General features: G+C 65.7%; 25 protein-coding genes. 7 read left to right on the top strand and 18 right to left on the bottom strand.

Annotation, left to right across the window (positions count from 1 at the left end; all coding sequences use genetic code 11):
- Positions 1–193: 193 nt before the first annotated feature.
- The 3 genes from ACNJYD_RS27545 to ACNJYD_RS27555 form a co-directional block, all read right to left on the bottom strand.
- Positions 194–1,138, bottom strand: a complete 945-nt coding sequence (locus ACNJYD_RS27545) for an oxygenase MpaB family protein (protein ID WP_212254764.1) — start codon at positions 1,136–1,138, stop codon at positions 194–196.
- Positions 1,139–1,229: 91 nt separating this feature from the next.
- The gene (locus ACNJYD_RS27550) at positions 1,230–2,375 is read right to left on the bottom strand and encodes a DUF3734 domain-containing protein (RefSeq protein WP_439363875.1); all 1,146 of its coding nucleotides are present in this window, start codon (positions 2,373–2,375) and stop codon (positions 1,230–1,232) included.
- Between the two features lie 58 nt (positions 2,376–2,433).
- The gene (locus ACNJYD_RS27555; protein WP_439363876.1) at positions 2,434–3,258 is read right to left on the bottom strand and encodes a 3-hydroxybutyrate dehydrogenase; all 825 of its coding nucleotides are present in this window, start codon (positions 3,256–3,258) and stop codon (positions 2,434–2,436) included.
- 180 nt (positions 3,259–3,438) lie between these two features.
- Between ACNJYD_RS27555 and ACNJYD_RS27560 the strand changes: the two genes are divergently transcribed.
- Positions 3,439–4,326, top strand: a complete 888-nt coding sequence (locus ACNJYD_RS27560; RefSeq protein ID WP_172783927.1) for a LysR family transcriptional regulator — start codon at positions 3,439–3,441, stop codon at positions 4,324–4,326.
- A gap of 9 nt (positions 4,327–4,335) precedes the next feature.
- Here ACNJYD_RS27560 and ACNJYD_RS27565 read toward each other — a convergent pair whose 3' ends face one another.
- The gene (locus ACNJYD_RS27565) at positions 4,336–5,052 is read right to left on the bottom strand and encodes a peroxiredoxin-like family protein (protein WP_439363877.1); all 717 of its coding nucleotides are present in this window, start codon (positions 5,050–5,052) and stop codon (positions 4,336–4,338) included.
- A gap of 280 nt (positions 5,053–5,332) precedes the next feature.
- Here ACNJYD_RS27565 and ACNJYD_RS27570 point away from each other — a divergent pair, with 280 nt between their 5' ends.
- A complete protein-coding gene (locus tag ACNJYD_RS27570; RefSeq protein ID WP_439363878.1) occupies positions 5,333–5,812 on the top strand; it encodes a cupin domain-containing protein in 480 nt (159 codons plus the stop codon).
- A gap of 77 nt (positions 5,813–5,889) precedes the next feature.
- Complete coding sequence (locus ACNJYD_RS27575) at positions 5,890–7,092, top strand: MFS transporter (RefSeq protein WP_439363879.1); 1,203 nt, start codon at positions 5,890–5,892, stop codon at positions 7,090–7,092.
- On the opposite strand, the gene ccoS is transcribed toward ACNJYD_RS27575, so the two are convergent.
- From ccoS to ACNJYD_RS27625, 10 genes are all read right to left on the bottom strand, one after another.
- Positions 7,089–7,256, bottom strand: coding sequence for a cbb3-type cytochrome oxidase assembly protein CcoS (gene ccoS / locus ACNJYD_RS27580; protein WP_008550618.1), 168 nt, complete (start codon positions 7,254–7,256; stop codon positions 7,089–7,091). The genes ACNJYD_RS27575 and ccoS overlap by 4 nt on opposite strands.
- Positions 7,256–9,445, bottom strand: a complete 2,190-nt coding sequence (locus ACNJYD_RS27585; protein WP_439363880.1) for a cation-translocating P-type ATPase — start codon at positions 9,443–9,445, stop codon at positions 7,256–7,258. The genes ccoS and ACNJYD_RS27585 overlap by 1 nt, the downstream gene beginning before the upstream one ends.
- 11 nt (positions 9,446–9,456) lie before the next feature.
- Entirely contained in the window at positions 9,457–9,942 is a 486-nt protein-coding gene (locus ACNJYD_RS27590) for a FixH family protein (RefSeq protein ID WP_212254757.1), read from the bottom strand.
- A gap of 16 nt (positions 9,943–9,958) precedes the next feature.
- Positions 9,959–11,425: a cytochrome c oxidase accessory protein CcoG gene (gene ccoG / locus ACNJYD_RS27595; protein ID WP_439363881.1), complete on the bottom strand. Its 1,467-nt coding sequence runs from the start codon at positions 11,423–11,425 to the stop codon at positions 9,959–9,961.
- Between the two features lie 120 nt (positions 11,426–11,545).
- A complete protein-coding gene (gene ccoP, locus ACNJYD_RS27600; RefSeq protein ID WP_172783920.1) occupies positions 11,546–12,421 on the bottom strand; it encodes a cytochrome-c oxidase, cbb3-type subunit III in 876 nt (291 codons plus the stop codon).
- A 6-nt stretch (positions 12,422–12,427) separates the two neighbouring features.
- Positions 12,428–12,592 (bottom strand): cbb3-type cytochrome oxidase subunit 3, encoded by a 165-nt coding sequence (locus tag ACNJYD_RS27605; protein WP_172783919.1) that lies wholly within the window; start codon positions 12,590–12,592, stop codon positions 12,428–12,430.
- Positions 12,593–12,605: 13 nt separating this feature from the next.
- A complete protein-coding gene (gene ccoO / locus ACNJYD_RS27610; protein ID WP_439363882.1) occupies positions 12,606–13,340 on the bottom strand; it encodes a cytochrome-c oxidase, cbb3-type subunit II in 735 nt (244 codons plus the stop codon).
- A 12-nt stretch (positions 13,341–13,352) separates the two neighbouring features.
- Positions 13,353–15,002 (bottom strand): cytochrome-c oxidase, cbb3-type subunit I, encoded by a 1,650-nt coding sequence (gene ccoN / locus ACNJYD_RS27615; RefSeq protein WP_172783917.1) that lies wholly within the window; start codon positions 15,000–15,002, stop codon positions 13,353–13,355.
- Positions 15,003–15,228: 226 nt separating this feature from the next.
- Entirely contained in the window at positions 15,229–15,654 is a 426-nt protein-coding gene (locus ACNJYD_RS27620) for a CBS domain-containing protein (protein WP_172783916.1), read from the bottom strand.
- Positions 15,655–15,694: 40 nt separating this feature from the next.
- A complete protein-coding gene (locus ACNJYD_RS27625; protein WP_172783915.1) occupies positions 15,695–16,528 on the bottom strand; it encodes a universal stress protein in 834 nt (277 codons plus the stop codon).
- A gap of 218 nt (positions 16,529–16,746) precedes the next feature.
- Here ACNJYD_RS27625 and fixL point away from each other — a divergent pair, with 218 nt between their 5' ends.
- From fixL to ACNJYD_RS27645, 4 genes are all read left to right on the top strand, one after another.
- A complete protein-coding gene (gene fixL, locus ACNJYD_RS27630) occupies positions 16,747–18,264 on the top strand; it encodes a sensor protein FixL (protein WP_172783914.1) in 1,518 nt (505 codons plus the stop codon).
- A gap of 3 nt (positions 18,265–18,267) precedes the next feature.
- Positions 18,268–18,885, top strand: coding sequence for a response regulator FixJ (gene fixJ, locus ACNJYD_RS27635; protein ID WP_172783913.1), 618 nt, complete (start codon positions 18,268–18,270; stop codon positions 18,883–18,885).
- A gap of 43 nt (positions 18,886–18,928) precedes the next feature.
- Positions 18,929–19,345 carry a response regulator transcription factor gene (locus ACNJYD_RS27640; protein ID WP_172783912.1) on the top strand — a complete coding sequence of 139 codons (417 nt, stop codon included), beginning with the start codon at positions 18,929–18,931 and terminating at the stop codon, positions 19,343–19,345.
- Positions 19,346–19,448: 103 nt separating this feature from the next.
- Complete coding sequence (locus ACNJYD_RS27645) at positions 19,449–20,147, top strand: helix-turn-helix domain-containing protein (protein WP_172783911.1); 699 nt, start codon at positions 19,449–19,451, stop codon at positions 20,145–20,147.
- Positions 20,148–20,190: 43 nt separating this feature from the next.
- Here the strand turns inward: ACNJYD_RS27645 and ACNJYD_RS27650 are convergent, their stop codons facing one another.
- From ACNJYD_RS27650 to ACNJYD_RS27665, 4 genes are read right to left on the bottom strand one after another with little or no spacing between them, the layout of a single operon-like run.
- Complete coding sequence (locus tag ACNJYD_RS27650; protein ID WP_439363883.1) at positions 20,191–21,504, bottom strand: MFS transporter; 1,314 nt, start codon at positions 21,502–21,504, stop codon at positions 20,191–20,193.
- Positions 21,505–21,527: 23 nt separating this feature from the next.
- On the bottom strand, positions 21,528–22,061 hold the full coding sequence (locus ACNJYD_RS27655; protein ID WP_439363884.1) for a PRC-barrel domain-containing protein: 534 nt from the start codon (positions 22,059–22,061) through the stop codon (positions 21,528–21,530).
- A gap of 18 nt (positions 22,062–22,079) precedes the next feature.
- Positions 22,080–24,284 (bottom strand): amylo-alpha-1,6-glucosidase, encoded by a 2,205-nt coding sequence (locus ACNJYD_RS27660; RefSeq protein ID WP_260382729.1) that lies wholly within the window; start codon positions 24,282–24,284, stop codon positions 22,080–22,082.
- Between the two features lie 57 nt (positions 24,285–24,341).
- A complete protein-coding gene (locus tag ACNJYD_RS27665; protein ID WP_172783907.1) occupies positions 24,342–26,105 on the bottom strand; it encodes an ABC transporter ATP-binding protein in 1,764 nt (587 codons plus the stop codon).
- Between the last annotated feature and the right edge of the window lie 127 nt (positions 26,106–26,232).

Consider the following 26,232-nt stretch of genomic DNA (forward strand, 5'->3'; position numbering starts at 1 on the left):
AATGACGACGCGGAGAAGGTTGCGTGTCCAACTGCCCTCTCGTGCCCCGGACGCAGCGCAGCGCGTCGCCCTTGCGACGTGGTGCGCTGCTGAGCCGGGGCCCATGTCTCGACTGAGCTCGTGGCCCCTGGGTCCCGGCTCTGCGCTGCAACGCTCCACGCGTTGCAGCTTGTCCGGGACACGCCGGGAGCGCTCAGCGACGCACGTCCATCTGCGACCGGCCGATCCATGCGCGGTTGAGACACCGTGTCATCCAGTCGGGCTGCAGCTCGCCCCGCAGCCGCGCCTGCGCTTCCTGGTAGGGGCCGACATAGCGCAGCCGGTCAGGCAATTTCGGATAGGTGCGCCTGATCCACCGCAGTGCGTTGTCGGCGGATCGGATTCCGCGCGCGTCGAGCTCAAAGCCGAAGCCTACACGCAAGCGCTCGGGCAGCATGCTCGCGGTGAGCGCGCGATACCAGCGCGGCGGCCGCAACCACGGGCGTGCGCCCGTGAAGATCTGCGTCGCGATCTCGCGTGCTGCGCTGCTGACGGTCAGCGTCTCCGACTGCGCCATCGCCGCGGTATAGGCGGCGAAGCCGGACCAATTCGCCGGCAAATCATCCCCCGTCAATCCGAACAGGGCGCCGTACAGCCTGGCCTCGCACCAATAGCGATCGCGCTCCTCCGCCGAGAGTGGCGGCAGCACCAGATCATGTGCCATGAGCGCGGTCTCGACCAGCGTCGCATGGACCCAGCGCAGCGCGGGGATGTCGTTGGCGCAGTAGCGCGAGCCGGCCACGAACGGACCCACGGTCTCGGGCATTTCGCCGACGATCATGCTGTGACGCCGATGCAGCTGCCGGGACGACAGCAGCGCCCGGTCCAGCGAGCCGAACACCATCGTGAAGACGATGTCGAAGGTGCGATGGAAGCGGCCGATCGGATCGGCAAGGGTGCGCGAATGCTCGGCGATCGCCGCCGCCACCCATGGATGGGCCAGTTGCAGCAGCAGCGCACGGCCGGCGCCGAGAAAGATCACGGCCTCCCGGTCGATCTGCCAGGTCAGCGAGGCCGGACCGAACACGCCCGCGACCGGTCCCGCCGCGTTGGCACGCAGCGTATCGAGCGACTCCTCCAGATCTTTCTCAGCGACCAATTGCAGGCCTCGCGACGAAGATACGGCGACCATACTCCGGACCGCGCGCCTGCGAAATCGTCGTCGTGCGAAGCTATGACGGACAGAGCCCTCACTCCGCCGCCATCGGCATCTCGTCCAGATGCTCGTGCAGCACAACGCCGGCGAGCGGGTCGAATTCGCCGATCCAGGGCTTGCGCGCCAGCACCGACTTCGTGTGCGCATAGCCGGCGTGCCAGCGCCGCGTGATCCCGGACGGACTGAAGTCGATATCCTTGGTATGGGTCTCGTGCTCGAGCTGCGGCGCCAGCAGCCGCACCACATGCATGCGGGTCGGGCAGCCGTAGCTCGTCAGCTCCCTCACCGCGGGATCGTTGCGCTCGCTCTCGGGCAGCCGCGCCGCAAGCTGGTTGATGACGTGGCGCAGGCGATGGGCCTGCTGCTGGCGCACGATCTGGCTCGCGATGCGGCTGGAATATTGCACGTCCTTGTGCCGGTTCAGCACCTCCGCCATCGTGGTCGGCTCCGGCCCGACCGGATTCCACAGATGCACGGAGAAGATCAGCGAGTCCCTGCGCGGATTGTCGTCGAACACCGCTTCGGTCGGCGTGTTCGACAGGATGCCGCCGTCCCAATAGAGCTCGCCGTCGATGCGCACGGCGGGGAAGGCCGGCGGCAGCGCGCCCGAAGCCATCACATGCTTCACCGTCAGCTCGCCGTCGCGACTGTCGAAATAGCGCATTTCGCTGGTGCCGACGTGAGCCGCACCGACCGTGAGGCGCGGCGCGCAGCGGTTGGCGAGATCGAAATCGACGAGCTCGCTCAGCGTCTTCTCCAGCGGCGCGGTCGAATAATAGCCGGCGTGATCGGCGCCCAGCGGATAGGAATCGCCGGCATGGGCCAGCGGATTGGGCCGGAAGAAACCGGCAATGCCGTGGGTCACGGTCGACCAATAGGCCAGCTTCTCGTTGAAGCCGGGAAACGCGGCGCGCCAGTCCCAGACCGGCTGCTGCTCCATCCGCTTCCAGAACTCCCGCAAGCGCGCGAGCCGGTGCTCGGGCGCGTTGCCGGCGATGAGGCTCGCATTGATCGCACCGATCGAGGTGCCGATGATCCAATCCGGCTCGATGCCGGCTTCGTGCAAGGCCTGGTAGACCCCGGCCTGGTACGAGCCGAGCGCGCCGCCGCCCTGAAGCACGAGCACGATCTGACCCGGCAGGTCGAACTTCTTGTGCTGCGAATTGTCCTGCGTGCCCATGTCTCGCTCCTGGTGAGCTTGCACCGTTCGAATATTCGACTTGCTGCGCCGGCTCATGTCAATGCGCGGTCCAACCGCCGTCGACCGGCAGCGCAACGCCGGTGATCGAGGCCGCCGCGTCCGTCGACAGGAACACCGCCAGCGCCCCGAGTTCCTCGACCGTGGCAAACCGCTTGTTGGGCTGCTGCGCCAGCAGAACGTCGCGGATCACCTGATCGCGCGAGATGCCGTGCGCCTTCGCCTGCCCGTCGATCTGTGCCTCGACAAGTGGGGTATAGACATAGCCGGGGCAGACCGCGTTGCACGTGATGCCTTCCTCCGCAGTTTCAAGCGCTGTCACCTTGGTCAGGCCGACGATACCGTGCTTGGCCGCCACATAGGCCGCCTTGAACGGCGAGCCGACCAGGCCATGCGCGGAAGCAATGTTGATGATCCTGCCAAAGCCGTTCTGCCGCATCGCCGGCAATGCGAGCCGCGTGGTGTGGAACGCCGAGGACAGGTTGATGGCGAGGACCTGGTCCCATTTCTCGACCGGAAACCGGTCGAGCGGCGCGACATGCTGGATGCCGGCGTTGTTGACCAGGATGTCGAGCCGGCCGGATTGAGCCACCGTCGCCGCGATCATCTCGGCGATCGAATTCGGCCTCGTCATGTCCGCCGGCGAATAGCTGGCCTTGACGCCGAACTCGGCGGCGATCTGCTCGCGCGTCCGGCCGATCTCGCTGGCGACACCAAGGCCATTGAGCACGATGTCGGCGCCAGAGGCGGCGAGGGCCCATGCGATGCCGAGACCGATGCCGCTGGTCGACCCCGTGACCAGCGCCACCTTGCCGGCCAGCACGCGTGACGAAGCTGACGTCTGCGTCTTGATGGGGATATTCATGATCCGGACCTCTTCTGAGCGCGACCTGCGCCATGGCTGGAGCGAAAGGTGCGGGATCTCCGGGATTTGCGGAAATGCCGGTTGGCTTCCGAGTCCATACGCCCGCGCTATCGCAGGCGGGATGTCATTTCCTGCCCTGATCGGCTAGATTTCCGGTCGATTTCTGCTGGGAGCCGATCCATGGAAATGCACCAGGTCCGCTATTTCCTCGCGGTGGCGCAGCTCTTGAATTTCACGCGCGCGGCCGAAGAGTGCAACGTGACGCAGCCGTCGCTGACGCGCGCGATCAAGCAGCTCGAGGCCGAGCTTGGCGGCGACCTGTTCCGCCGCGAGCGCCCCGCCGCGCAATTGACCGAGCTCGGCCAGCGCATGCATCCGCTTCTGAAGCAGTGCTATGACGCGGCCATCGGCGCGCGCTCGCTCGCCTCCTCGTTCAGGAGCGGAGAGATCGGCGCGCTCCGCATTGCGCTGACGCATTCGATCGACCTCGCTTTGCTGATTCCCCATCTCAACGAGATCAAGCGGCAGTTCAACCGGCTCGAATTCCGCTTCTTGCGCGGCTCGGGCCGCGAGGTCGGCGACTTCCTGAAGAAGGGCGAAGCCGAGCTCGGCATTGCGGCCGAGATCGACGAGGCCTGGGACCGGCTGGACGTCTGGCCGCTGTTCACCGAGAGCTTCGAGCTCGTCGTCGGCGACGGGCACCGCCTGGCCGGCCGCAGCTCGGTCGAGCTGGACGATCTGCGATCGGAGCTGCTGCTGAGCCGAACCTTCTGCGAGCACGCGCGCCGCATCTCCGCGAGCCTGCGCGAGCACGGCATCGACATCGAACAGGGTCATGAGGTCTCGAACGAACGCGATTTGATCGAGCTGGTCGAGGCCGACATGGGCATCGCCATGGTGCCGCACACCTCACCCGTGCCGGAGCGGCTGACCCGCGCCGCAGTCACGGGGCTGGACACCCGCCGCACCGTCAACCTCTATGGGGTCGCCGGCCGGCAACGCACCGCCGTGGGCAACGCCGTGATGCGCATGCTGCGCGGCGCCGACTGGCGCGAGATCGCGGGATAGCGCCGACGCTCAATTCTCCCGGCTCGCGCGCTCCAGCGCTTCGATCAGATCGTCGATCTCCATGCGCTTGCGGAAATCCGGATCGACGAAACGAGCCCTCACGATGCCGTCGCGCCCGACCACGAACACGGCCGGGATCGGCAGCATCCACCCCTCATTGCCGTGGAATTTCGCCATGTCCTGATAGGACAGCAATTGCTGGATCTCGGCGCCGAGCCAGATTGCGAGGTTGAGCGACAGCGCATAGCCGTTGTCGAGATCCGTCAGGATCGGAAACGGCGCGCCGGATTCGGCCTTGAGCTGCCCGGTATATTCCTGCGTCTCCGGCATGATCGCGACGACCTGCGCCCCCATCGCCTTGATGCGGTCCACCGACTGGACCACGGCACGGACATTGAGCCGGCAATAGGGGCACCAATGGCCGCGGAAGAACATCACCGCGACGGGCCCGCGCGCCTGCAGCGCGGGCAGCGACACGAGACGCCCACCCTCGTCCGGCAGCATGAACGGCGGCATCGGATCGCCCGGCCGCGGTGCGGTCTCGCCACCGCCGTTGCCGTTCAAGCGCGCGACCAGACGATCGACCGCCTCGCCATAGGCCGGAAAGACCTTGCGGCTGGCATCGGCATAGGCGCGGAGCTGTTCGTTCAGCGTGCCGTCCATGTCGCGGCAGCGCTGGAACGCGAGCCTGAGCTGTTCGGCGTCGGCTGGCGAGAGAGACGTCATCTTCCTGCTCCGGCTTTCTCTGAGGGCGAATATTAGTTTCCCGGTTCGCCCGCCCGCAAGAGGCGACCGCAATCCAATCGGGCGTGCTGGCATCGGACGCTGAATGCCGCGAAAGCGGAAATGCCGTTGCCCAATCGGTTCGATAGCTGCCGCCTATCGGCATAGCGCCGGGCTATCGCATCGAGAGCAAGCCGGCATTTCAAGATGGAGAGGGTCTCGGGCGAAGCTCCTGCCATAGCCCGCGGCCATCAGGGCTCGCGGCCAACAGAGGAGACTTTCCATGTCTAGCCATCTCACAATGTCGCGCGTGGTTTGGACCGGCGTTGCCGCTCTCGGCGCGCTGACATTTGCGACGCCGGTTTTCGCCGGCGAATGTCCGGCCGGCAAGACCAAGCCGAACGCGCAGCAGATGGTCGACTACAAGCCCGTCGGCGTCACCGACGTGACGCTCGGCGCGATCGATCTCGGCAAGCAGCCCGCCCATATCGAGGGCCGCGAGCTGCGCTTCCGCAAGCTGACCATCGAGCCCGGCGGCATCGTGCCCTGGCACAGCCATGACGACCGCCCCGCCCTGATCTTCGTGCAGCAGGGCGAGATCGTCGAATACGCCTCCAACTGCGTCGACCCGATCGTGCACAAGGCCGGCGACATCCGCCCCGAAGTCTACGGCACCTCGCATTGGTGGAAGAATCTCGGCAAGGAGACCGTCATTCTCTACGTCGGCGACGTCCGCAAGGATCCCAACGACCATCACATGTGACAGCCTTAGGTGTCCCGTCATTCCGGGGCGATGCGCAGCATCGAACCCGGAATGGCCACTCAAAAGAGAGCCCCGTCATGACTATTCTCTCTGCGTCCGTGAAACCGACCGCGATGACGGCGGATGCGCATTCCCCTGGCCTCGCGTTTCGCTCGCTCGTGATCGGCCTCACCGCCTTCCTGACGGTCGTCGATCTCTTCGCGACGCAGGCGATCCTGCCCTCGCTGACGCGGCACTACGACGTCACGCCCGCGGCAATGGGCTTTGCCGTCAACGCCAGCACCTTCGGCATGGCCACAGCAAGTCTCGTGGTGGGCTTCTTCAGCCCGCATATCGACCGGCGAACCGGCATCCTGCTGAGCCTGGCCCTGCTTGCGATCCCCACCAGCCTGCTGGCCGTCGCGCCCAATCTTGCCGTCTTCACCACCTTGCGGGTCGCGCAGGGCCTGTGCATGGCGTCGGCCTTCGCGCTCACCCTCACCTATCTTGGCGAGCAATGCAGCGCCATGGACGCCGGCGGCGCGTTTGCCGCCTACATCACCGGCAATGTCGCCAGCAATTTCGTCGGCCGGCTGATCTCGGCCGCATTGGCCGATGGCCTCGGCCTCGCCTGGAACTTCTATTTCTTCGCGGCGCTCAATCTTGCCGGCGCGGCGCTGGTCTATCTCACCGTCAACCGCGTGCGGCCGATGCATGCGATGATGCCGGCGGCTTCGCCGCTTGCCGCCACCATCGAGCATTGGCGCAATCCGCAGCTGCGCGCCGCTTTCGGCATCGGCTTCTGCATCTTGTTCGCCTTCATCGGCACCTTCACCTACGTCAATTTCGTGCTGGTGCGGCCGCCGCTGTCGCTCGGCATGATGGATCTCGGCCTCGTCTATTTCGTCTTCCTGCCCTCGATCGTCACGACGCTTCTGGCCGGCAAGGTTGCCGCGCGGCTGGGAACGCGGCCCACGATCTGGAGTGCGCTCGCCGTCGCTGGGCTCGGCTTGCCCTTGATGCTGGCGCCGCATCTCGGCGAGGTGCTCGCCGGCATGGTCCTGGTCGGCGTCGGCACGTTCTTCGCGCAGGCCGCCGCGACGGGTTTCGTCGGACAGGCCGCAGCCGACAACCGCGGCATCGCCAGCGGGGCTTATCTCGCGTGCTATTTCTGCGGCGGGCTGGTCGGTACGGCCGTGCTCGGCCGGCTGTTCGACAGCTTCGGCTGGCAAGCCTGCATCTGGGGTGTCGGGGCCGTCCTCGCGCTAGCGGCCTTGCTTACTTTCGCCCTCAAACGCTAGCGTTTCGCCGGCGCTTCCTGCGGCGGCTCGTCGTCGGCAATCGCACGCCAGGCGGCGCCGTCGAGATCGTCGTACTGGCCGCTCCTGAGCGACCACAGGAAAGCGACGAGGCCGGCACCTCCGAGCATCAAGGCCAGCGGGACCAGGATGACCAGGATCTCCATCACACGAACTCCCGCGAGGCGCTGCGGGCGCGCAGCGAGTTCAGCATCACCAGGATCGACGATCCGCTCATGGCCGCGGCCGCGATCAGGGGCGTCACGACGCCGCTGATCGCAACCGGCACCGCGAGCACATTGTAACCGATCGCAAGCCAGAGGTTCTGCCGCATCAGGTGCAGCGCCTTGCGCGAAGCGTCGATGGCGGCGACGACGGGGGCCAGCGGCCGGCCGAGGAAGACGAGATCGGCGGTGGCCTGGCTGAGATGCGCGGCCGAGATCGGGGACATCGAGACATGGGCCGCCGCCAGCGAGGGCGCGTCGTTCATGCCGTCGCCGACCATCAGCACCTTTGCGCCGCGCCGCTTCAATTCTTCGATGCGCGCGATCTTGTCGGCCGGGGTGACGCCGGCACGCCATTCGGGAATGCCGAGGGCATGCGCCGCCGCCTTCACCGTGGGCTCGCGGTCGCCGGACAAGATCTCGATGCCGACGTTGCGCTCCTTCAGCGCTGCGATCACGGCCTGCGCATCGGGGCGCAGGCCCTGGCGAACCGAGAGGATGAACTTCTTGCTGCCCTTGCTGAACGCCACGATGGAGGCCTCGGGATCAAGGGCGGCGACGCCGACCAGCGCCTCGGCGCCGCAGAAGGAGGGGCGACCAAGGCGAAGCGCGACGCCGTCGACGGTCGCACGGACGCCCTGCCCGGCCTCCTCCACAGCGCCGACGATCGGAGACTTCGCACTGGCAGCCTGCGCAACCGCAGCCGCCACCGGATGATGGCTCGAGAGCGCGAGCCGGCCGGCGAGCTCGAAAATATCGGCGGGGATATCGGCCGCGTTCATGACTTCGAGCTCGGGCAGCGTCAGCGTGCCGGTCTTGTCGAAGATCACATGATCGGCTTCGGCCAGTCGCTCGATCGCATCGCCCGCATTGAGCAGCACACCTGCCCTAAACATCGCCCCCGAGGCCACCGTCTGCACGGTCGGGATCGCGAGCCCGAGCGCGCAGGGACATGTGATGATCAGCACGGCAACGCCGGTCACGATCGCATCATGCCAGGAGGCACCCGCGATGACCCAGCCGAGGATGGTCAAAAGCGCGGTCGCATGCACCACGGGCGCGTAGAGCCGCGAGGCTCGATCGGCGAGGCGCATGTAGCGCGAGCGCGCCTGGAGCGCGTTGTCGAGCAGCCGCGTGATCTCGGCGAGCAGCGTCGCCTCGGAGGCGGCCGAGACCCGCACCCGCAAGCTGCCGGAGATGTTCATCGATCCCGCATAGACCGGCGTGCCCTGCTCGGCCGTGACATAGAGTGTCTCGCCGGTGATCAGGCTCTGGTCGATCTCCGAACGCCCTTCGATCACGGTGCCGTCGACCGCGCAGCGCTCTCCGGGCCGGAGCAGCACGATGTCGCCGGGATGGATCGCCGCGACCGGCACCTGCGAGATCTCGCTGGGCCCGACGAACTTCGCCGCCGTCTCCGCCTTCAGCGCCGCGAGATTGCCGGCGACCGCGCGGGTCCGCCGTCGCATGTTCTGGTCGAGGAAGCGGCCGACCAGCAGGAAGGTCAACAGCATGATCGCCGCATCGAAATAGGCATGCTCGGCGTGATGGATCGTCTCGACCACGGACATGCCGAGCGCCAGGATCACGCCGATCGAGATCGGCACGTCCATGTTGGTGGTCTTCGCCGACAGCGCGCGCCAAGCCGAGCGGAAGAACGGCTGGCCGGCATAGGCCGCCGCCGGCAGCGCGATCAGCGCCGACAGCCAGTGGAAGAAGTCGCGCTGCTCCGGCAGCATGTCCGAGACGTTGCCCGACCACACCGGGATCGACAGCATCATCACGTTCATGGTGGCAAAGGCCGCAACCCCGAGGCAGCGCAGCAGGAAGCGGGATTCGGCGACCTCGGTGACCTCGGCGCTCTCGGTCTCGAACGGATAGGCCTTGTAGCCGAGCTCTTCGAGCCGATCGATGAAGCGGTCGGGCTCGAGCGTGCCCGCCTTCCATTCCAGCGCGACCCGGCGGTCGGTGAGGTTGACGCGCGCCAGCGTAACGTCGGGGATGGCCGAGAGCCCGCGTTCGATCTTGGCCATGCAGCCGGCGCAGTGAACGCCCTCGACGGCGAGATCGATGTGCCGGAGGCCCTCACCCGCGTCGCGGACATAGTGAGAGAAATCGCGCGTGACCTGCATGACGGAATCCTTCAGTTCAGGATCACGCGGTTGCGCGACATGAACACGCGCGTCCCCCGCGCCTCGCCCTCGATCACCAGGTCCCATTGGCCCGGCGCGACCGACGCCGCATTGCCGCGATAGAGACCGCTGCCGGCTTCGCTGAGCTCGACCGCAAGGTCGGCGCGCTTGTCGGTCGGCCGCTCCAGCCGGCCGCCGAACTTCAGCCCGGAGATCGGCTGGCCGCCGGCATCGCGGGCTTCGACCTGGACCGAAGCGCCGCCGTCGTTGCGGCGCTCGATATGGGCGTTGACCTTCCATTTGCGCGCGGCCTGGTCCTGCGCCGCCGAGATCTCGTGCTCATAGGTCAGGCCCGCGGCGTAGGGGCTGTCGACGTCGGTGCCGGGCAGCGTCGCGATCGCGAGCTTCATCATCGTGACGTTGACGCCGATCACGAGGCCGAAGAAAGCGACCAGCATCAGGAAGACTTTGGTTCCGGTCAGCGGCTTGGAAGCCATGGCAGTCTCCTGATTCTCAAGGCGAGACGAAATTGTCGGTGGCGGAAGCGACAACGCCGAGCCCGATGTCGGTGACGTGGAAGTGGACCGGAATCGACTTCTCCGGATTGTTGTCGGCCGGCGCGGTGACGAGGAGCCGCAGCTCGCTCGTGGCATCGCGCGGGATCACGATCATCGGCCGGTCCGGCGTCACCGAATCGACTCCGACGACGTGAACGGTCGAGTTGACCGGCCCATTGGCGTCGATCGCGATGACGCGGTCATAGCCGCTCTTGTTCAGGAGCCGCACCGTATAGGCGTTGCGGATCGAGCCGTCGCTGAGCTTGACCGCGACCGGGTTGCGGTCGTGCAGCACGTTGACGTCGAGCAGGCTGCGGGTCGCCAGCGTATAGATCATGATGCCGCCGACCGCCGCGATGATCGCGCTGTAGACGACGGTGCGGGCGCGGACGATCCGGTAGATCGGCGCCTTGCCCTCCTGGCGCCGGTGGATGTTGATGTCGTTGTCGTAACCGATCAGCCGCTTCGGCCGGCCGATCTTGGTCATCACGTTGTCGCAGGCATCGATGCAGAGCCCGCACTGGATGCATTCCATCTGCGGTCCGTTGCGGATGTCGATGCCAGTCGGGCAGACCGCCACGCACTGGTAGCAGTCGACGCAATCGCCGACCTGCTGGCCGAGCGCGCGCAGCTCGGCGGCCTTCTTCACCGAGGTGCGCTTCTCGCCACGGTCATAGCGATAGGTGACGTTGAGCGCCCATTCGTCGGTGAGCGCGGCCTGGATACGCGGCCAGGGGCACATATAGGTGCAGACCTGCTCGCGCATGTAGCCGGCGAGGATGTAGGTCGTCGCGGTGAGGATGCCGATCCAGGTATAGGCGATCATCGGCGCCTGGAAGGTGACGAGCTCCTTCACCAGGGTCGGCGCGTCGTTGAAGTAGAGCACCCAGGCGCCGCCGGTCCACCAGGCGATCAAGAGCCAGATCGAATGCTTGAGCACGATTTCGGAGATGCGCTCGAGCTTCATCGGATCGCTCGAGGCATCCTTCTTCATGCGCTCGCGCCGGTCGCCCTCGATCAGGCGTTCGACCGCATAGAACAGGTCGGTCCACACCGTCTGCGGACAGAGATAGCCGCACCAGATCCGGCCGCCGATGGAGTTCATCAGGAACAGTGCCACCGCGGCGACGATTAACAGGCCGGTGAAGTAATAGACCTCCTGCGGCCACAGCTCGATGAAGAAGAAATAGAAGCGGCTGTTGGGAAGATCGATCAGCACCGCCTGGCTCGGCGCGCCGAGACCGCGATTCCAGCGCACGAAGGGCAGGAAATAGTAGACGCCGAGGCAGAACGCCATCAGGCCCCATTTGATCCGGCGGAATGTACCGGACACGCTCTGGGGATAGACCTTCTTGCGGGCTGCGTAGAGTGGCCCGTAGTCATCGTCCGTTGTGAGGTCTTTCGGGTTCACGGTCTTGTTCATCGCCAAAACTTTTCAAGAGGTGCGATTAAACCTAGACCCGACACCGCCGCATCAGTTGATCCAGCTCAAACGGGGGCGCTTTTCTTCGCCCCCGCCGGAAGTCGTCGGTCGCGGAACGGCCTATTTACCGCCGCCCAACGAGTGGACGTAGACCGCCATCGCCTTGATGGTGGCGGGATCGAGCCGGCCTTCCCAGGCCGGCATCACGCCGGCGCGCCCCTGGCTGATGGTCTCGATCAGGCTCGCCTCGTCGGAGCCGTAGAGCCAGATCTTGTCGGTCAGATCAGGTGCGCCCATCTCCTGGTTGCCCTTGGCGGCGTCGCCGTGGCAGGCGGCGCAATTCTCCGCGAAGATCTTCTGGCCCTTGGCGGCGTCATAGCCGTTGCGGGTGGACAGGCCCGAGAGCGACCGCACGTAATTGGCGACCGTGACGATCTCGTCGCCCTTCAGCACGCCGTCCTTGCCGAAGGCGAGCATCTGGCCCTCATGGGTCTTGGTGTGGCCGGAACGCGCGCCGAACTGGATGGTCTGCATGATCTGGTCGAGCGTGCCGCCCCACAGCCAGTCGTCGTCGTTGAGGTTCGGGTAACCCTTGGCGCCGGCACCGCCGGAACCGTGGCACGGCGCGCAATTGTCGCCGAACACGGTCTTGCCCTTGGCGCGGGCGAGCGCCAGCAGAGCCGGGTCCTTCTCGATATCGACGAGCGAGGCCGTGCCCAGCGCCGCCATCTTGTCACCCCGGATCTTCTCGAGGTTGGCGAGCTCGACGGCGACGTCGGCGCGCGAGGAGTAGCCGAACAGGCCGGTGGTGTTGCTTTGGATCAGCGGCCAGGCCGGATAGACGATCCAATAGCCGATCGCCCAGACGATGGTGAGGTAGAAGCAGATCACCCACCACCGCGGCAGCGGCGTGTTGAGCTCCTTGATGCCGTCCCACTCGTGCCCGGTCGTGGACTTGCCCGAGACGGAATCGATGTCGCTAGAATGATCGGTCATGATGTCTCACTCCTCCCGCAAGGGCAGGTGCGCTGCCTTGTCGAACGCAGCCTTGTTACGGGGCCAAAAAGCGTAGGCGATGATCGCGAGAAAGATCGCGACGAACGCCGGGGTCCAGATCGTCGTCACGAGATCGGACGCAAGATTATGGACGGTCAGGATGGCTTTCATCGTTCATGCCTTCTCAGCGAAGATTGGCTTTCTCGTTGTAGATCTTGAAGTCGACCAGCGTGCCGAGCATCTGCAGGTACGCGACGAGCGCGTCCATCTCGGTCGGCGTGCCGGTCTTGCCGTCGAAATTGCGTACGACGGCCTTGGCGTAGCGCTTAGTGAAGCCGTCGGTGCCGGCATTGTCCGGATCTGCCTGGGCCTTCAGGTCGGCGGCGGCATTGGCGACCTGTTCGTCGCTATAGGGGACCCCGACGGTCTTGAGCGCGCGCATGTCGCCGGCGATCGCATCCGGGTCGACCTCGGCCTTGCTCAGGAACGGATAGCCGGGCATCACCGACTGCGGCACGATCGCGCGCGGGTTGGTCAGATGGGTGACGTGCCATTCGTCGGAATACTTGGCGCCGACGCGGGCGAGATCCGGACCGGTGCGCTTGGAGCCCCACTGGAACGGGTGGTCGTACATGCTCTCGGCGGCGAGCGAGAAGTGGCCGTAGCGCTCGACCTCGTCGCGCAGGGGCCGGACCATCTGCGAGTGGCAGAGATAGCAGCCCTCGCGGACGTAGACGTTACGTCCGGCGAGCTCGAGCGGCGTGTAGGGCCTGACCCCGTCGACCTTCTCGATCGTGCTCTTGAGGTAGAACAGCGGGGTGATCTCGACGAGACCACCGACCGCAATCACCAGCAGGATGCCGACGATCAGGATGATCGAGTTCTTTTCGAAGATTTGGTGGCGTGTCCAGAACGACATTGCTTGAGCTCCTCATTCCGCCGGCTGAAGAGCGACGGGCATCTGGACTTCCTGTTCGCCGACGCGAACCGTCATCCAGAGATTGTAGGCCATGATCAGCGAGCCGATCAGGAACAGGCCGCCGCCTGCGGCGCGGATGATGTAGAAGGGATGCATCGCCTCGACGGTCTCGATGAAGGAATATTCGAGGAAGCCGAGCGAGGTGTAGGCGCGCCACATCAGGCCCTGCAGGATGCCGGACACCCACATCGCCGAGATGTAGAGAACGATGCCAAGGGTGGCGATCCAGAAGTGCCAGTTGACGAGCTTGAGGCTGTAGAGACCCTTGCGATTCCAGGCCCACGGCACCAGGCAGTACAGCGCGCCGAAGGAGACGAAGCCGACCCAGCCGAGCGCGCCGGAATGCACGTGGCCGATGGTCCAGTCGGTGTAGTGGCTGAGCGAGTTGACCACCTTGATCGACATCATCGGGCCTTCGAAGGTCGACATGCCGTAGAAGGCGACGGAGACGACGAGCATGCGCAGCACGGGATCGGTACGCAGCTTGTCCCAGGCGCCCGACAGCGTCATCAGGCCGTTGATCATGCCGCCCCAGGAGGGCATCCACAGCATGATCGAGAAGGTCATGCCGAGCGTCTGCGTCCAGTCAGGCAGCGCCGTGTAGTGCAGATGGTGCGGGCCGGCCCAGATATAGAGGAAGATCAGCGCCCAGAAGTGGATGATCGACAGCCGATAGGAATAGATCGGCCGTTCGGCGCGCTTCGGGATGAAGTAGTACATGATGGCGAGGAAGCCGGCGGTCAGGAAGAAGCCGACAGCGTTGTGGCCGTACCACCACTGGAACATGGCGTCCTGAATGCCGCCCCAGGCGATGTAGGACTTGGAGCCGAACACGGACACGGGCAGCGCGGGATTGTTGCCGAGATGCAGCACCGCGATCGTCACGATGAAAGCGAGATAGAACCAGTTCGCGACGAAGATGTGCGGTTCCTTGCGCTTGATGACGGTGACGAGGAAGACCAGCAGATAAACCACCCAGACGATGGTCAGCCACAGGTCGGCGTACCATTCCGGCTCGGCATATTCCTTCGACTGGGTGACGCCGAGCAGATAGCCGGTGCCAGCGATCAGAATGAAGAAGTTGTAGCCCACCACGACGAACCACGGCGCGAGGTCGCCGGCAAGGCGCGCACGGCAGGACTTCTGCACCACGTAGAAGGAGGTCGCGATCAGTACGTTGCCGCCGAAGGCAAAGATCACGGCGGAGGTGTGCAGCGGCCGCAGGCGGCCGAAGCTGGTCCACGGCAGATCGAAGTTCAGCGCGGGCCAGGCCAGCTGCGAGGCGATGATGAGACCGACGAGGAATCCGGCAATGCCCCAGAACATCGCCATGAAGGCGGAGAACTTGATCGGCCCCATGTTGTAGTTGGGTCGGCCGTTGATTTCCTGCGGCGGCAAAGCCGCCGGCCGTTCGAAGTAGCGGTTGACGATGAAGAACACCGCAGCCACGCTCGCCGCCGCGCTGAGCGCGGCGTGGAATGCGAAGGGCGCATCGAGCGCCTTGGCCGAGGCGATCACGCAGAGGAAAGCGGTGACTGCGAATACGACAGCCAAGCCGCTTTCACCGATGGTCATGGATTTTGAGATGGAGGGCTGGCTCATGCGGATTCTCTCTGAAAGAACACGCTGCCAGAAACCACATCCACCCTCGCGGGGAATTGATTGAAATCAAGATGGATGGATTTCTGTTAATGTGAGCCGATGTGCCGCCAGCTGAGTGCCTTTTCGCCCCGCGCGCAGCGCCATCACACGCGAGAGCTTGGTTCTGTAGGCATGCTTGGAGACACCTCCGTGAAATCACGGAGGTTGGAACCGAAGTATCCAGACGTCACTCCCGCGCCGTCGCCTTGAGCGCCGCGATGACGTCCTCGCGCGCGATGATGCCGACCAGCTTCTCTATGCCGTCGAGCACGATGATGCTCCTGATGCGGTGCTCGACCATGATCTGGAGCACGCGTGTCAGCCGCGTGTCGGGGCTCACATAGATGAACTCGGGCGTCATGACGTCGCCGATCTTGCGGCTCATCAGGTCGTCGTAGCGCGGCAACATCTGGCTCGGCGTGAAGGCGAAGCACTTCAGGATGTCGAACTTGGTGACGATGCCGACCACCTGCCCGTCGTCTTCGACGGGGTAGGAGTTGAAATCGTCGGTCTCGAACATCTCGCTGAGCTGGAACAAGTCGAGGCCGCGCTGCACCGTCTTGACGTTGCGCGTCATGTAGCCGTCGACGGTCTGTTCAAGAAATTGATACACGGCGCGTCCTCCTCGATTCCTCAATTGGCCGGCCGGATGGTCAGTGCGACAGCAGCACGCTGCGGGCGGTTTGCGTCACCAGATATTGGGTGACGCCTCCGAGGATCAGTTCGCGAAATCTCGAATGACCATAGGCGCCCGCGACGATCAGGCCGGCGCCGATGTCACCGGCGACTTTCTCCAACCGCGCAGCAGCGGTTTCGTTTCCTGCGGCCTCCAGGACCCGCGCCGTCGCGGTGACGCCGTGACGGCCGAGCCAGGCGGCAACGTCGCTGATCCCGGCCATCACGGCCGAACGGTCGTCGCCCCGCTCTGGGATTTCGACGATGGTGACGTCCTTCGCCTTGTGCAGCATCGGCAGCGCGCCCGCCACCGCCCGCCGCGCTTCCGGCGTGTCCTTCCACGCCACCAGCACGTTGCGCAGATCGAGCCAGTTGGCCCTGTCGGGAACGACGAGCAGCGGGCGGCCGGCCTGCATCACCAGGTCCTTGGGGCTCGCCAGCGAGAAAGCATCGGAGAAGGCCGGGCTCTGCCCACCGCTGACGACGATGTCGGCGCAACGCGCCTGCGCCGCGACGAAGCGCGCCGGATAGTCCATGGCGCTGCGCCACTCCGCATGCCCGCCGCGATTTTTTACGGCCGCGCGGAATTGCGCTTCGAGGCCGGCGAGCCGCCGCCTGATCGAAGCTTCGCCGTCGTCGATCAGCGCTTGCGCCTCGGCGCCGTCGGTGAAATAGAGCGGCGGGGCGAACTGCGCTGCTGCGACCCCGATGATGGCCGCCTCGAATCGTTCGGCGAGCTCGCCTGCGACCTGAAGACGCGCTTCGTTGGGCTGATCGAGCGCCAGGCTGACCATGACGGTCGCGTATGTCATCGGATATCTCCAGCATTACAGAATTTTTTCGAATCCTAGACCTGCTGCCGCGCAACAGGCTGAGATAGATCAAATCCGACGCTGCTGGTGGCCCGCTCTCCGTGCGATGGGAATCCGCCAGTGGATTCAACGTCCGCGCTTGCCTCCTGGCAAGCCTTGGGCGACATTGTAGAAGCGGTAAAGGCATCCTGCCGGCCCGCCGAGAATAGGAGCAGAGCTTGGCGCCGACCCGCGTGACCCATCCGGCAGACGATGGTCGGGGCGAGCATTTCCGGGTCCGCATCGAGGGATTCGGCGTCGGCACCTGGGACCTCGACCTGCAGACCCGCGAACTCGAATGGTCGGACATGGCCAGGCGGCTGTTTGGCCTGCAGCCGGACCAGGCCGTCAGCTACGATCTCTTTCTTTCGCTCTTGCAGCCCGCCGATCGGGACCATCTCCTGAAAGCGATCGGGCGCGCCTCGGAAGGCGGCGGGGGTCTCGACCTGTCCTTCAAGATCGGCGGCGCGTCCGGTAACGGCCAATGGATCCGGGCCAGGGCCGGCGTGATCCGGGACGATGCGGGCACGCCGCGTCACCTCAGCGGGATATTCCTCGACATCAACGAGGAGAAGCAGCTCGAGGAGGCGCTGCGCTCCCAGGAGAATCATCTTCGCTCGATTCTCGAAACGGTGCCCGACGCCATGATCGTCATCGATTCACGCGGCATCATGCAGCTCTTCAGCAGCGCCGCGGAGCGGCTGTTCGGCTACAGCAGGCAGGAAGCGATCGGGCGGAACGTGAGCATTCTCATGCCGGAGCCCGATCAGTCGCGTCACGACAGCTATCTCGCGCGCTATCTCAGGACCAATGATCCGCACATCATCGGCATCGGCCGGATCGTGACGGGCAAACGCCGCGACGGCACGACGTTCCCGATGCACCTGTCCGTCGGGAAGACGCAACGCGCGGGCGAGCCCTATTTCACCGGCTTCGTGCGCGACCTCACCGAGCACCAGCAGACCCAGGCGCGGCTCCAGGAGCTGCAATCCGAGCTCGTGCACGTGTCGCGGCTCACCGCGATGGGCGAGATGGCTTCCGCCCTCGCCCACGAGCTCAACCAGCCGCTGGCGGCGATCAGCAATTACATGAAGGGATCGCGGCGCCTCCTCGCCGGCAGCACCGATCCCAACATGCCGAAGGTCGAAAGCGCGCTGGACCGCGCCGCGGAGCAGGCCTTGCGCGCCGGCCAGATCATCCGCCGCCTGCGCGACTTCGTCTCCCGCGGAGAATCGGAGAAGCGGGTCGAGAGCCTGTCCAAGCTGATCGAGGAAGCCGGCGCGCTCGGGCTCGCCGGCGCGCGCGAGCAAAACGTGCAGCTCCGCTTCAGCCTCGATCCCGACGCCGACCTCGTTCTCGCCGACCGGGTGCAGATTCAGCAGGTGCTGGTCAACCTGTTCCGCAACGCGCTCGAGGCCATGGCGCAGTCGCAGCGGCGCGAGCTCGTCGTCGCCAACACCCGCGTCGCCGACGGCATGATCGAGGTGGAAGTCTCCGACACCGGCATCGGGTTCCGGGAAGACATCATTCCAAACCTGTTCCAGACCTTCTTCACCACCAAAGACACCGGCATGGGCGTGGGACTCTCGATCAGCCGCTCGATCATCGAGGCCCATGGCGGCCGCATGTGGGCCGAGAGCAACGCAGCGGGCGGAGCGACATTCCGCTTCACCCTGCCGGCAACCGACGAGAGCTGATTCATGACGACCAAGGGACATGTCTACGTCATCGACGACGACGCGGCGATGCGGGACTCGCTGAACTTCCTGCTGGATTCCGCCGGCTTCGCCGTCACCCTGTTCGACGACGCGCTCGCCTTTCTCGAAGCCCTGCCCGGCCTCGATTTCGGCTGCATCGTCTCCGACGTGCGCATGCCCGGCCTCGACGGCATCGAGCTCTTGAAGCGGATGAAGGCGCAGCAAAGCCCGTTCCCGATCGTGATCATGACCGGTCATGGCGACGTGCCGCTGGCGGTCGAGGCGATGAAGCTCGGGGCCGTCGACTTCCTGGAAAAGCCGTTCGATGACGACCGTCTCACCGCCATGATCGAATCGGCGATCCGCCAGGCCGAGCCCGCCGCCAAGAACGAGGCCGTCGCGCAGGACATCGCTGCCCGCGTCGCGTCCTTGAGCCCGCGCGAGCGCCAGGTCATGGAGGGGCTGGTCGCGGGCCTCTCCAACAAGCTGATCGCCCGCGAATACGACATCAGCCCGCGGACGATCGAGGTCTACCGGGCCAACGTCATGACCAAGATGCAGGCGAGCAGCCTTTCGGAACTGGTTCGCCTGGCGATGCGCGCCGGCATGCTCAAGGATTGAGGCAGGTCAAGGCGGCTTCACGGCGCCGTGCTAACCAGAGAGCATGGTTGAGGTCAGCCCATATCGTGCGCGGCCGTCGTCCTCCCCACAGCCCACCGTCTTTGTGGTCGACGATGATGCCGCAGTCCTGGGATCCCTGCGGTTTCTGCTGGAGACCGACGGCTTCGCCGTGCGAACCTTCAGGAGCGGCACGGCGCTGCTCAATCTCGGCGCCGCGCCAGGGCCGGACTGCTACGTCATCGACTACAAGATGCCCGACATCAACGGCATCGACCTGACCGGCCGGCTGCGCAAATCCGACCGCGACGCGCCCGTGATCCTGATCACCGGCTATCCCGACGAGAACATCTCGGCCCGGGCTGCGACGGCGGGCATCAAGGACGTGGTTTTGAAGCCGCTTCTCGACGAAAATCTCGTCAAATGCATCCGCCACGCGATCAAGGACCGCCCCCACGCCTGACCTACGGGATTCTACGTAAGGCACCCCCCTTAAGATATCTCGCGAAATTTTCGAAGCACCCGATACCGCGTAGGAAAGCGTCATCACAACGGAGATGGCGCAGATGCTGACCCAGACGCTCAACACCCAGGCGATCAACACCCAAGTCGGTGGCAAGATTGCTCCTGCCCACCCCGTTACCGACCAGTTCGGCGCCATCGCCGGCCATGTCGGCCTGGTCGCCACCGAGTTCTCCTACGGCAAGGACGAGGAGATCTATGGCGAGGACGAGGCGGCCGAATATGTCTACCAGGTCGTCACCGGCGCGGTGCGCAGCTACAAGCTTCTCTCCGACGGCCGCCGCCAGATCGGCGCCTTCCATCTTCCCGGCGACGTGTTCGGCCTCGAATCCGGTCCCACGCACCGCCTCGCCGCAGAAGCCATCATCGACACCACCGTTCGCCTCGTGAAGCGCGCGAGCCTCGAAAAGGCCGCCGGCACCGACGTGCAGGTCGCCCGCAAGCTCTGGGCCATGACCGCCGGCGAGCTTCGCCATGCCGAGGACCACATGCTGCTGCTGGGCCGCAAGACCGCCATGGAGCGCGTTGCGACCTTCCTGCTCGAAATGGATCGCCGCCTCGCCGTTGCCGGCATGATGGCGCTGCCGATGTGCCGCCGCGACATCGGCGACTATCTCGGCCTCACGCTGGAGACCGTGTCGCGCGCGCTGTCGCAGCTTCACGCTCAGGGCATCCTCGGTTTCTCCGGCGCCCGCCAGATCGTGCTGCGCAACCGCCAGCGCCTGCACAATCTCGACGCCTGATCCTTAATCTACCTCCCCAACCACTTTGGCCGGCTGAACTCGTTCAGCCGGCCATTTCTTTCGCGGCGACCAGACCCGTGCGCCGCGTCTCCGGCATCACAAAGAGGATCAGCAGCAGTCCCGCTGCGGCGACGCCGGACAGCCCGATGAACGCGGTGGCATTGCCGAACTTGTCGCTGACGTAGCCGCCAAGCACCGTGCTCAGCGACGCGCCGATGCCCATCGCGGTACCGACGATCCCCTGCGCCAGATTGAAATGCCCGCTGCCGAACGCGACGTCGGCGACGATCAGCGGGATCATCACCGCGAATACCGCGGCGGTAATGCCGTCGAACACCTGCACCAGCACCAACAGATACGGATCGCGCACGGTCGCAAACAACAGGCCGCGGATCGCCAGTGCGCCGAATCCGATCAGCAGCAGGGGCCGGCGGCCCCATGCTTGCGCCTTGCGCCCGACCGTCGGCGACACCAGCGCCACGATCGCTTGCGGAACGACGATGCAAAAGGCGACGAGCACGGTCGCCCATTGGCTCGACCGCGCCGTCACCGCGCTCGCCATCAGCGGCATCATCGCGGCATTCGCCAGCTGCAGCAGCAGCACGCTGAGCGCGAACACGATCAGCGGGCGCTGCCGGATCAGGTGCCAGATATTGGGGTCGCCGCGATCGGCGGCTTCAGGCGGCATCTCGCCGTGACAGCGCCTGATGTCGACCTCGTTCTCGCGGATGCGCGACAGTGCGATCAGGGTCGGGATCGCGAGCAGGAAGGTGACCAGGAACACCGAGCGGCTCGACAACAGATAGCCCGCGGTGCCCATCACCGCCGCCGCGACGCCGTTGCCGAGCGAGGCGAAGCGCGCGTTGCGGCCGAGCCGCTCGCCGATCGCGAGCGGGCCGACGAGGCCGAGGCTGATCGCCGCGATCGCGGGCCCGAGCACGCAGCTCGCCATCGCATGCAACGTGGCGGCGGTGACCACGACGGGGAAAATCGGCATCGCCGCATAGGCCAGCGCGCAGGCGCCGATGGCCGCGATCGCGAGGGCGGCGACGAGGCGCTCCGACTTCGCGGCATCGATGATCGCACCGCCCGGCATCTGGCCGATCAGGGCGACGATGCCACCGATCGACAGCACGAGCCCGATCTCGACCTGGGTCCATTTCTGCGTCGTCAGGTAGACCGCGATGAAGGGGCCGAATCCGGTCTGCACGTCGGCGAGGAAGAAGATGAACCAGTCGAGGCCACGCAGGCTCTGGCGCGACGGCGCCGGAATGCCCGCAGCCGTGTGCACCGCGACGTTGTCCTGCTCGACGCCGCCGCCGCGATCTGCATGGTTCGGCTTCCTCGACAACAGCACGGGCGGTCAGCCCTCCCTGCACCTCACTGAATCGCTTGCAGCGGCTGAAGGCTGCCGGACGCGCCGAGCACGACGATCGGCGTGTCCTCCTTGTATTCCGGTGCGGCCGCGACCTGCGCCTTGGTCAATTCCAGGATGATGCTGTCCTTCTTGTTGGCGATCTTGCCGAAGCGCAGCGCGTTCCAGTCCACGACGATCTTGCGGCTGCCGACGCCGAGGAAGCCGCCGAAATCGATCGCCGCAGCGCGGACATGACCGGTGCGGTCGACGATGACGTCGACGATGCGGCCCATGTCCTCGCCGGCGGCGCTGCGAACGTCGCGGCCGAGCACACCGTGGGCCTCGCTCGCGCCGATGATGGTCACCGATGGCGGCGGCGCGGCGTCCTTGGGCGTGACGGGCACGACGGAAGCCGGCGGTTGTACCGTTGCCGGTGCGTTTGCTTCGGTCGGAGGTGAAGATGGCGCTGCGGCCGGCTCTTCCGCCGCGCGCGATACGGCGACCGTCAAGCCCGCGACGATCGCCACGCTTAGAACCAACCATCCGGTCGCGCGCATGACCTCCTCCTTGCGCAGCTAGCGCGCCAGCACGATCGAGACCTGAATCTGACCGCGCGTGCGCAACACTTCCAGCGCCACGTCGTCGCCGTGACGACTAACGCGTAAGTCCACGCTGGAGTCGCCGAGGCGCAGATCGTGCAGGATCACCTCGTTGAGGAACGCCGGCAGATGCGGGTTGCGCAGACGAATCTCGCCGCGCGCGACGTCGAACTCGAGGCCCAGCGCCGCCTCCAGCAGCGTGAACGGCGTCGCGCTGGCCCAGGCCTGCGGCGCGCAGGCGACCGGATAGAGCGTCGGCCCGCGCCGTTTCTCGCGCCGGAAGCCGCAGAACAATTCGGGCAACCGCCGCAGGTCCATGTAGGTCGCGGCGTCGAACAGACCCTTGAAGACATGCGCCACCGTATGCTTGAGGCCGTAGCGCGCCAGCCCCAGCGCGATCAACGCATTGTCGTGCGGCCAGATCGATCCGTCATGATAGGACATCGGATTGTAGCGCACCTCGCCTTGCGCGACGGTGCGGATGCCCCAGCCCGAGAAGAAATGCGGCCGCATCAGATCGGCGGCGACGAGACGCGCGCGGTCCTCGCGAACCATGCCGCTGAACAGGACCTGCCCGGCATTCGAGGTCCTGACCGTGCAGGGCCGCTTCTTGCCGTCGAGCGCGAGCGCATAAGTGCCGAGCTCCTCGCACCAGAACGCCTGCTCGAAGCGCTCGGCGAGTGCCTTGGCTTCGGCCTCGAGCTTGCGCACGCGGTCCGGCTTGCCGAGCCGCAGCGCGCAACGCGCGGCGAGCTGCTTGGCGGCAAAGACGTAGCCCTGCACCTCCGCAAGCGCGATATTGCCCTCGGCAAGCTGGCCGTCGGCATGGAAGATCGCATCGTAAGAATCCTTCCAGCCCTGGTTCGCCAGCCCCTTCTCGGTCGCGCGCTGGTATTCGACGAAGCCGTCCTGGTCGGGATCGCCCGGACCGTCGATCCAGGCCAGCCCCGCCTCGATCGCGGGCCACAGTTCGATCAACGTGGCCTCGTCGCCGGTGCGCTCGAAATAGCTGCCTGCGAGCAGCACGAACAGCGCGGTCGAATCGACGCTGCCGTAATAATGCGCGAACGGCACCTCTCCGAGCGCGGCCATCTCGCCGCCGCGCATCTCGTGCAGGATCTTGCCGGGCGCGGCGTCGGCGAGCGGATCGACGGCCGTGGCCTGGAAATGCGCGAGTCGGCGCAGGACGCCCTTGGCAATGCGCGGATCGACCCAGAGCATCTGCAGCGCGGTGATGAGGCCGTCGCGCCCGAACGTGGTCGAGTACCAGGGAATGCCGGCATAGGGATAACGGCCCTGCGGCGTCTCGGTCATCAGCATGTTGAGGTCGGCCATGGCCTGGCACAGCACCTCGTTGAAGATGTTGTTGGAGGTCTCGATGCTGGCGGCCCCGGCCGTCTGAAGCCGCATCTCGCGGCGGTGCGCCAGCAGACCCGGGAAGAACCGCACCGGCTTTTCCGTCACCGGCCGGTTGCAGGATACGGCGACGAACAGCGATTTGGCCTGGTGCGGCTCCAGGTCGAGCTCCCAGGTTGCGGCATCGACCGAGAGCCGCGTCGGACGCGGATCGAAATGCAGCCCGGTGGTCCGCTCGGTGTCGTCGAGACCGCGATATTCGAACAGCACGTCGGTCGGCCCGAGCAGCCGGCTCGTTCCGATCCCGCGGCGCGGTCGCCGCTCGCCACGGACTTCGAACAGATCGGCGAAGTCGTTGCCGAACAGCAGCGTCAGGTTGAAGCTGGTGCGCCGGTCGCCGTGGTTCTGCACCCCGATGCGTTGGTAGGCGGTGCCGCGCCACAGGAAGATCGTGCGCACGACGTGCAAGAGGTCCTTTTGCAGAACGAGGTTGCCCTGCCGATAGATGTCCGGATTGGTGAGGTCGACGGTCAACGCCGAATTGTCGTCGCGCAGATTGGAGCCGAGCAGCAATGGCTGGAGATCGTCGAGCACCAGCTCGAGCCGCGCGAGGTAGCGCGTGTCGTGATGGAACAGCCCGTCTGGCCCGCCGGCGGACGCGCCGATGTCGCCGTGGCTGTCGAGCACGATGAACGTGTCGTCGTGCTTGAGCGAACGCCGCGGCCGGGCCGAGGGCCCGGTCATCGGAATGTAGAAGGGCTGTTCCGCGACCTGTTCCGGGGTCCGCGTCACGGAGACGAACTTGGTTACGGCTTCGGCCGACATGAGCTGCTCCCCTGCGCTTGTTTCGAAACGCGACCGACTCGAGAACGCGACTGTTGGTTACGCGGCAGCTTGCGCGAGCCGGCTCATTTCCTGCGTGACCAGCTCACGATACGGCCCGTGACCCTGCATCAGACGCTCGGGCGAGCCGTCCTCGATGATCTTACCATTCCTCAGCACCACCACACGGTCGAAATTGCGCAGCGTCGCGAGTCGATGGGCGATCGCGATCACGGTGCGGCCGCGCATCAGGCGCGACAGCGCCTCGCGGATCGCCTCCTCGGATTCGCTGTCGAGCGCGGCGGTCGCCTCGTCCAGCAGCAGGATCGGCGCATCCTTCAGGAAGGCGCGCGCGATGGCGATGCGCTGGCGCTGGCCGCCCGACATCTTGACGCCGCGGTCGCCCACCATGGTGTCGAGACCCTCGGGCAGGCTCTCGACGAAGTCGCAGCGCGCCGCGATCGCCGCGCGCAGCACCTCGTCGTCGGTCGCGTTCGGCCGGCCGTAGCGGATGTTCTCGCGGATCGACCGATGAAACAGGGAAATGTCCTGCGGCACGACGGAAATCGCCTCGCGCAGGCTCAGCTGCGTCACCTTCGCGATGTCCTGGCCGTCGATGGTGATGTTGCCCTCATCGACGTCGTAGAAGCGCTGCAGCAGTGTGAACAGCGTCGACTTGCCGCCACCGGACTGGCCGACCAGTCCGACGCGCTGGCCGGGCTGCAGGCGCAGGCTGAAGCGCTCGAAGATCTTGTCGCCGCCGGGATAGCCGAAGGTGACGTTGTTGTACGCGATGGCCGCGCCGCTCTTCACCAGGGGCTCGGCCTCGGGATGGTCGCGGAGCCCGTGCGGCACCAGCAGCGTGGCGATCGCCTCGGTCAGACGCGCGACGTGCTGGGTGACGTCGACCAGCGCCACCGCGAGATCGCGCGTGGCGCTCAGGATGGAGATGCCAAGCGTACAGACCAGCACGACGTCGCCGGTCGTCGCTTCGCCCTTCTGCCAGAGCGAGATGGCCCAGGCCATCAGCGCAATGGTCAATAGCACGGTGATGGCGGCATGCAGCAGCCGCAGCTTCTCCAGATAGCGCAGGCTGCGGCTTCGCGCGGTCAGCTCCTGGTTCACCGTCGCGTCGAACCGCTCATGCTCGTGGCTGATGCCGCAGAAGGCGCGCACCAGCGGCATGTTGCTGATGACGTCGATCATCTCGCCGTCGACCACCGCGGCCTTGTCGGCGAAATCGTCATGCAGGGGCTTGCCGGCCGCGGCCAGACGAAACATCGCAGCCACCATGCCGCCGGCGATCAGGATCAAGCCGAGCGCCATATAGGGACTGACGGTTCCAATCAGCAAGATTGCCGCAATTGTGGCAATGCACGGCGGCAACACATTCCAGACGAACATGTTCTCGACGGTGAACACCGCGTTCGACGTCGCCGTGATGCGGCTCGTCAGCATGCCGGGCATGCGATCCGAGAAATAGCTCGGCGCGTGCCCGGTCAGATGACGAAAGATGTCGCGCCGTAAATCGCCCGTGACCCGGACAAAGGTGAAGCTCGCCGTCCAGCTCGCGATCCGCCACAGGAAGTTGTCGGCGGCGATCAGTGACATGAGCAGAATGAATGCCAGCCATACGCCGCCGCCATGCGAGGGCCCGGCGGACAAGGCATCGACCAAAGCCTTGACGCCATATTGAGTGCCTACGGAGCAGGCAACGGCCCCCACGACCGCGGCCAGGATCACCAAATGCGACGCGAGACGACGCCGGAGATAGCGCAAGACAAAGGCAAATGGCCTGCGCGCGTATCCAGAAAGCTGATCCATATGGCTATCGCCCCGTTATGCTGATTTTCGTTTCGTTACTGGTCGAGTGAACATCGACCGCTTCGCCCCGGTTCCCGGGCAACGCCATCACGACATGCGGATGCGGACGATCTGCGAAGATGTGGTG

Source organism: Bradyrhizobium sp. SPXBL-02 (genome assembly GCF_051853065.1).
Classification (GTDB): domain Bacteria; phylum Pseudomonadota; class Alphaproteobacteria; order Rhizobiales; family Xanthobacteraceae; genus Bradyrhizobium.

Coding starts and splice junctions, on each gene's coding strand:
- ACNJYD_RS27555 (WP_439363876.1), bottom strand. CDS start 3,258: ATGAATATCCCCATCAAGACGCAGACGTCAGCTTCGTCACGCGTGCTG.
- ACNJYD_RS27660 (WP_260382729.1), bottom strand. CDS start 24,284: ATGTCGGCCGAAGCCGTAACCAAGTTCGTCTCCGTGACGCGGACCCCG.
- ACNJYD_RS27605 (WP_172783919.1), bottom strand. CDS start 12,592: ATGAAAGCCATCCTGACCGTCCATAATCTTGCGTCCGATCTCGTGACG.
- ACNJYD_RS27625 (WP_172783915.1), bottom strand. CDS start 16,528: ATGACATACGCGACCGTCATGGTCAGCCTGGCGCTCGATCAGCCCAAC.
- ACNJYD_RS27645 (WP_172783911.1), top strand. CDS start 19,449: ATGCTGACCCAGACGCTCAACACCCAGGCGATCAACACCCAAGTCGGT.
- ccoS (WP_008550618.1), bottom strand. CDS start 7,256: ATGGAGATCCTGGTCATCCTGGTCCCGCTGGCCTTGATGCTCGGAGGT.
- ccoP (WP_172783920.1), bottom strand. CDS start 12,421: ATGACCGATCATTCTAGCGACATCGATTCCGTCTCGGGCAAGTCCACG.
- ACNJYD_RS27570 (WP_439363878.1), top strand. CDS start 5,333: ATGTCTAGCCATCTCACAATGTCGCGCGTGGTTTGGACCGGCGTTGCC.
- ACNJYD_RS27550 (WP_439363875.1), bottom strand. CDS start 2,375: ATGGGCACGCAGGACAATTCGCAGCACAAGAAGTTCGACCTGCCGGGT.
- ccoN (WP_172783917.1), bottom strand. CDS start 15,002: ATGAGCCAGCCCTCCATCTCAAAATCCATGACCATCGGTGAAAGCGGC.
- ACNJYD_RS27655 (WP_439363884.1), bottom strand. CDS start 22,061: ATGCGCGCGACCGGATGGTTGGTTCTAAGCGTGGCGATCGTCGCGGGC.
- ACNJYD_RS27585 (WP_439363880.1), bottom strand. CDS start 9,445: ATGCAGGTCACGCGCGATTTCTCTCACTATGTCCGCGACGCGGGTGAG.
- fixJ (WP_172783913.1), top strand. CDS start 18,268: ATGACGACCAAGGGACATGTCTACGTCATCGACGACGACGCGGCGATG.
- ACNJYD_RS27575 (WP_439363879.1), top strand. CDS start 5,890: ATGACTATTCTCTCTGCGTCCGTGAAACCGACCGCGATGACGGCGGAT.
- ACNJYD_RS27565 (WP_439363877.1), bottom strand. CDS start 5,052: ATGACGTCTCTCTCGCCAGCCGACGCCGAACAGCTCAGGCTCGCGTTC.
- ACNJYD_RS27665 (WP_172783907.1), bottom strand. CDS start 26,105: ATGGATCAGCTTTCTGGATACGCGCGCAGGCCATTTGCCTTTGTCTTG.
- ACNJYD_RS27590 (WP_212254757.1), bottom strand. CDS start 9,942: ATGGCTTCCAAGCCGCTGACCGGAACCAAAGTCTTCCTGATGCTGGTC.
- ccoO (WP_439363882.1), bottom strand. CDS start 13,340: ATGTCGTTCTGGACACGCCACCAAATCTTCGAAAAGAACTCGATCATC.
- ACNJYD_RS27560 (WP_172783927.1), top strand. CDS start 3,439: ATGGAAATGCACCAGGTCCGCTATTTCCTCGCGGTGGCGCAGCTCTTG.
- ACNJYD_RS27640 (WP_172783912.1), top strand. CDS start 18,929: ATGGTTGAGGTCAGCCCATATCGTGCGCGGCCGTCGTCCTCCCCACAG.
- ccoG (WP_439363881.1), bottom strand. CDS start 11,425: ATGAACAAGACCGTGAACCCGAAAGACCTCACAACGGACGATGACTAC.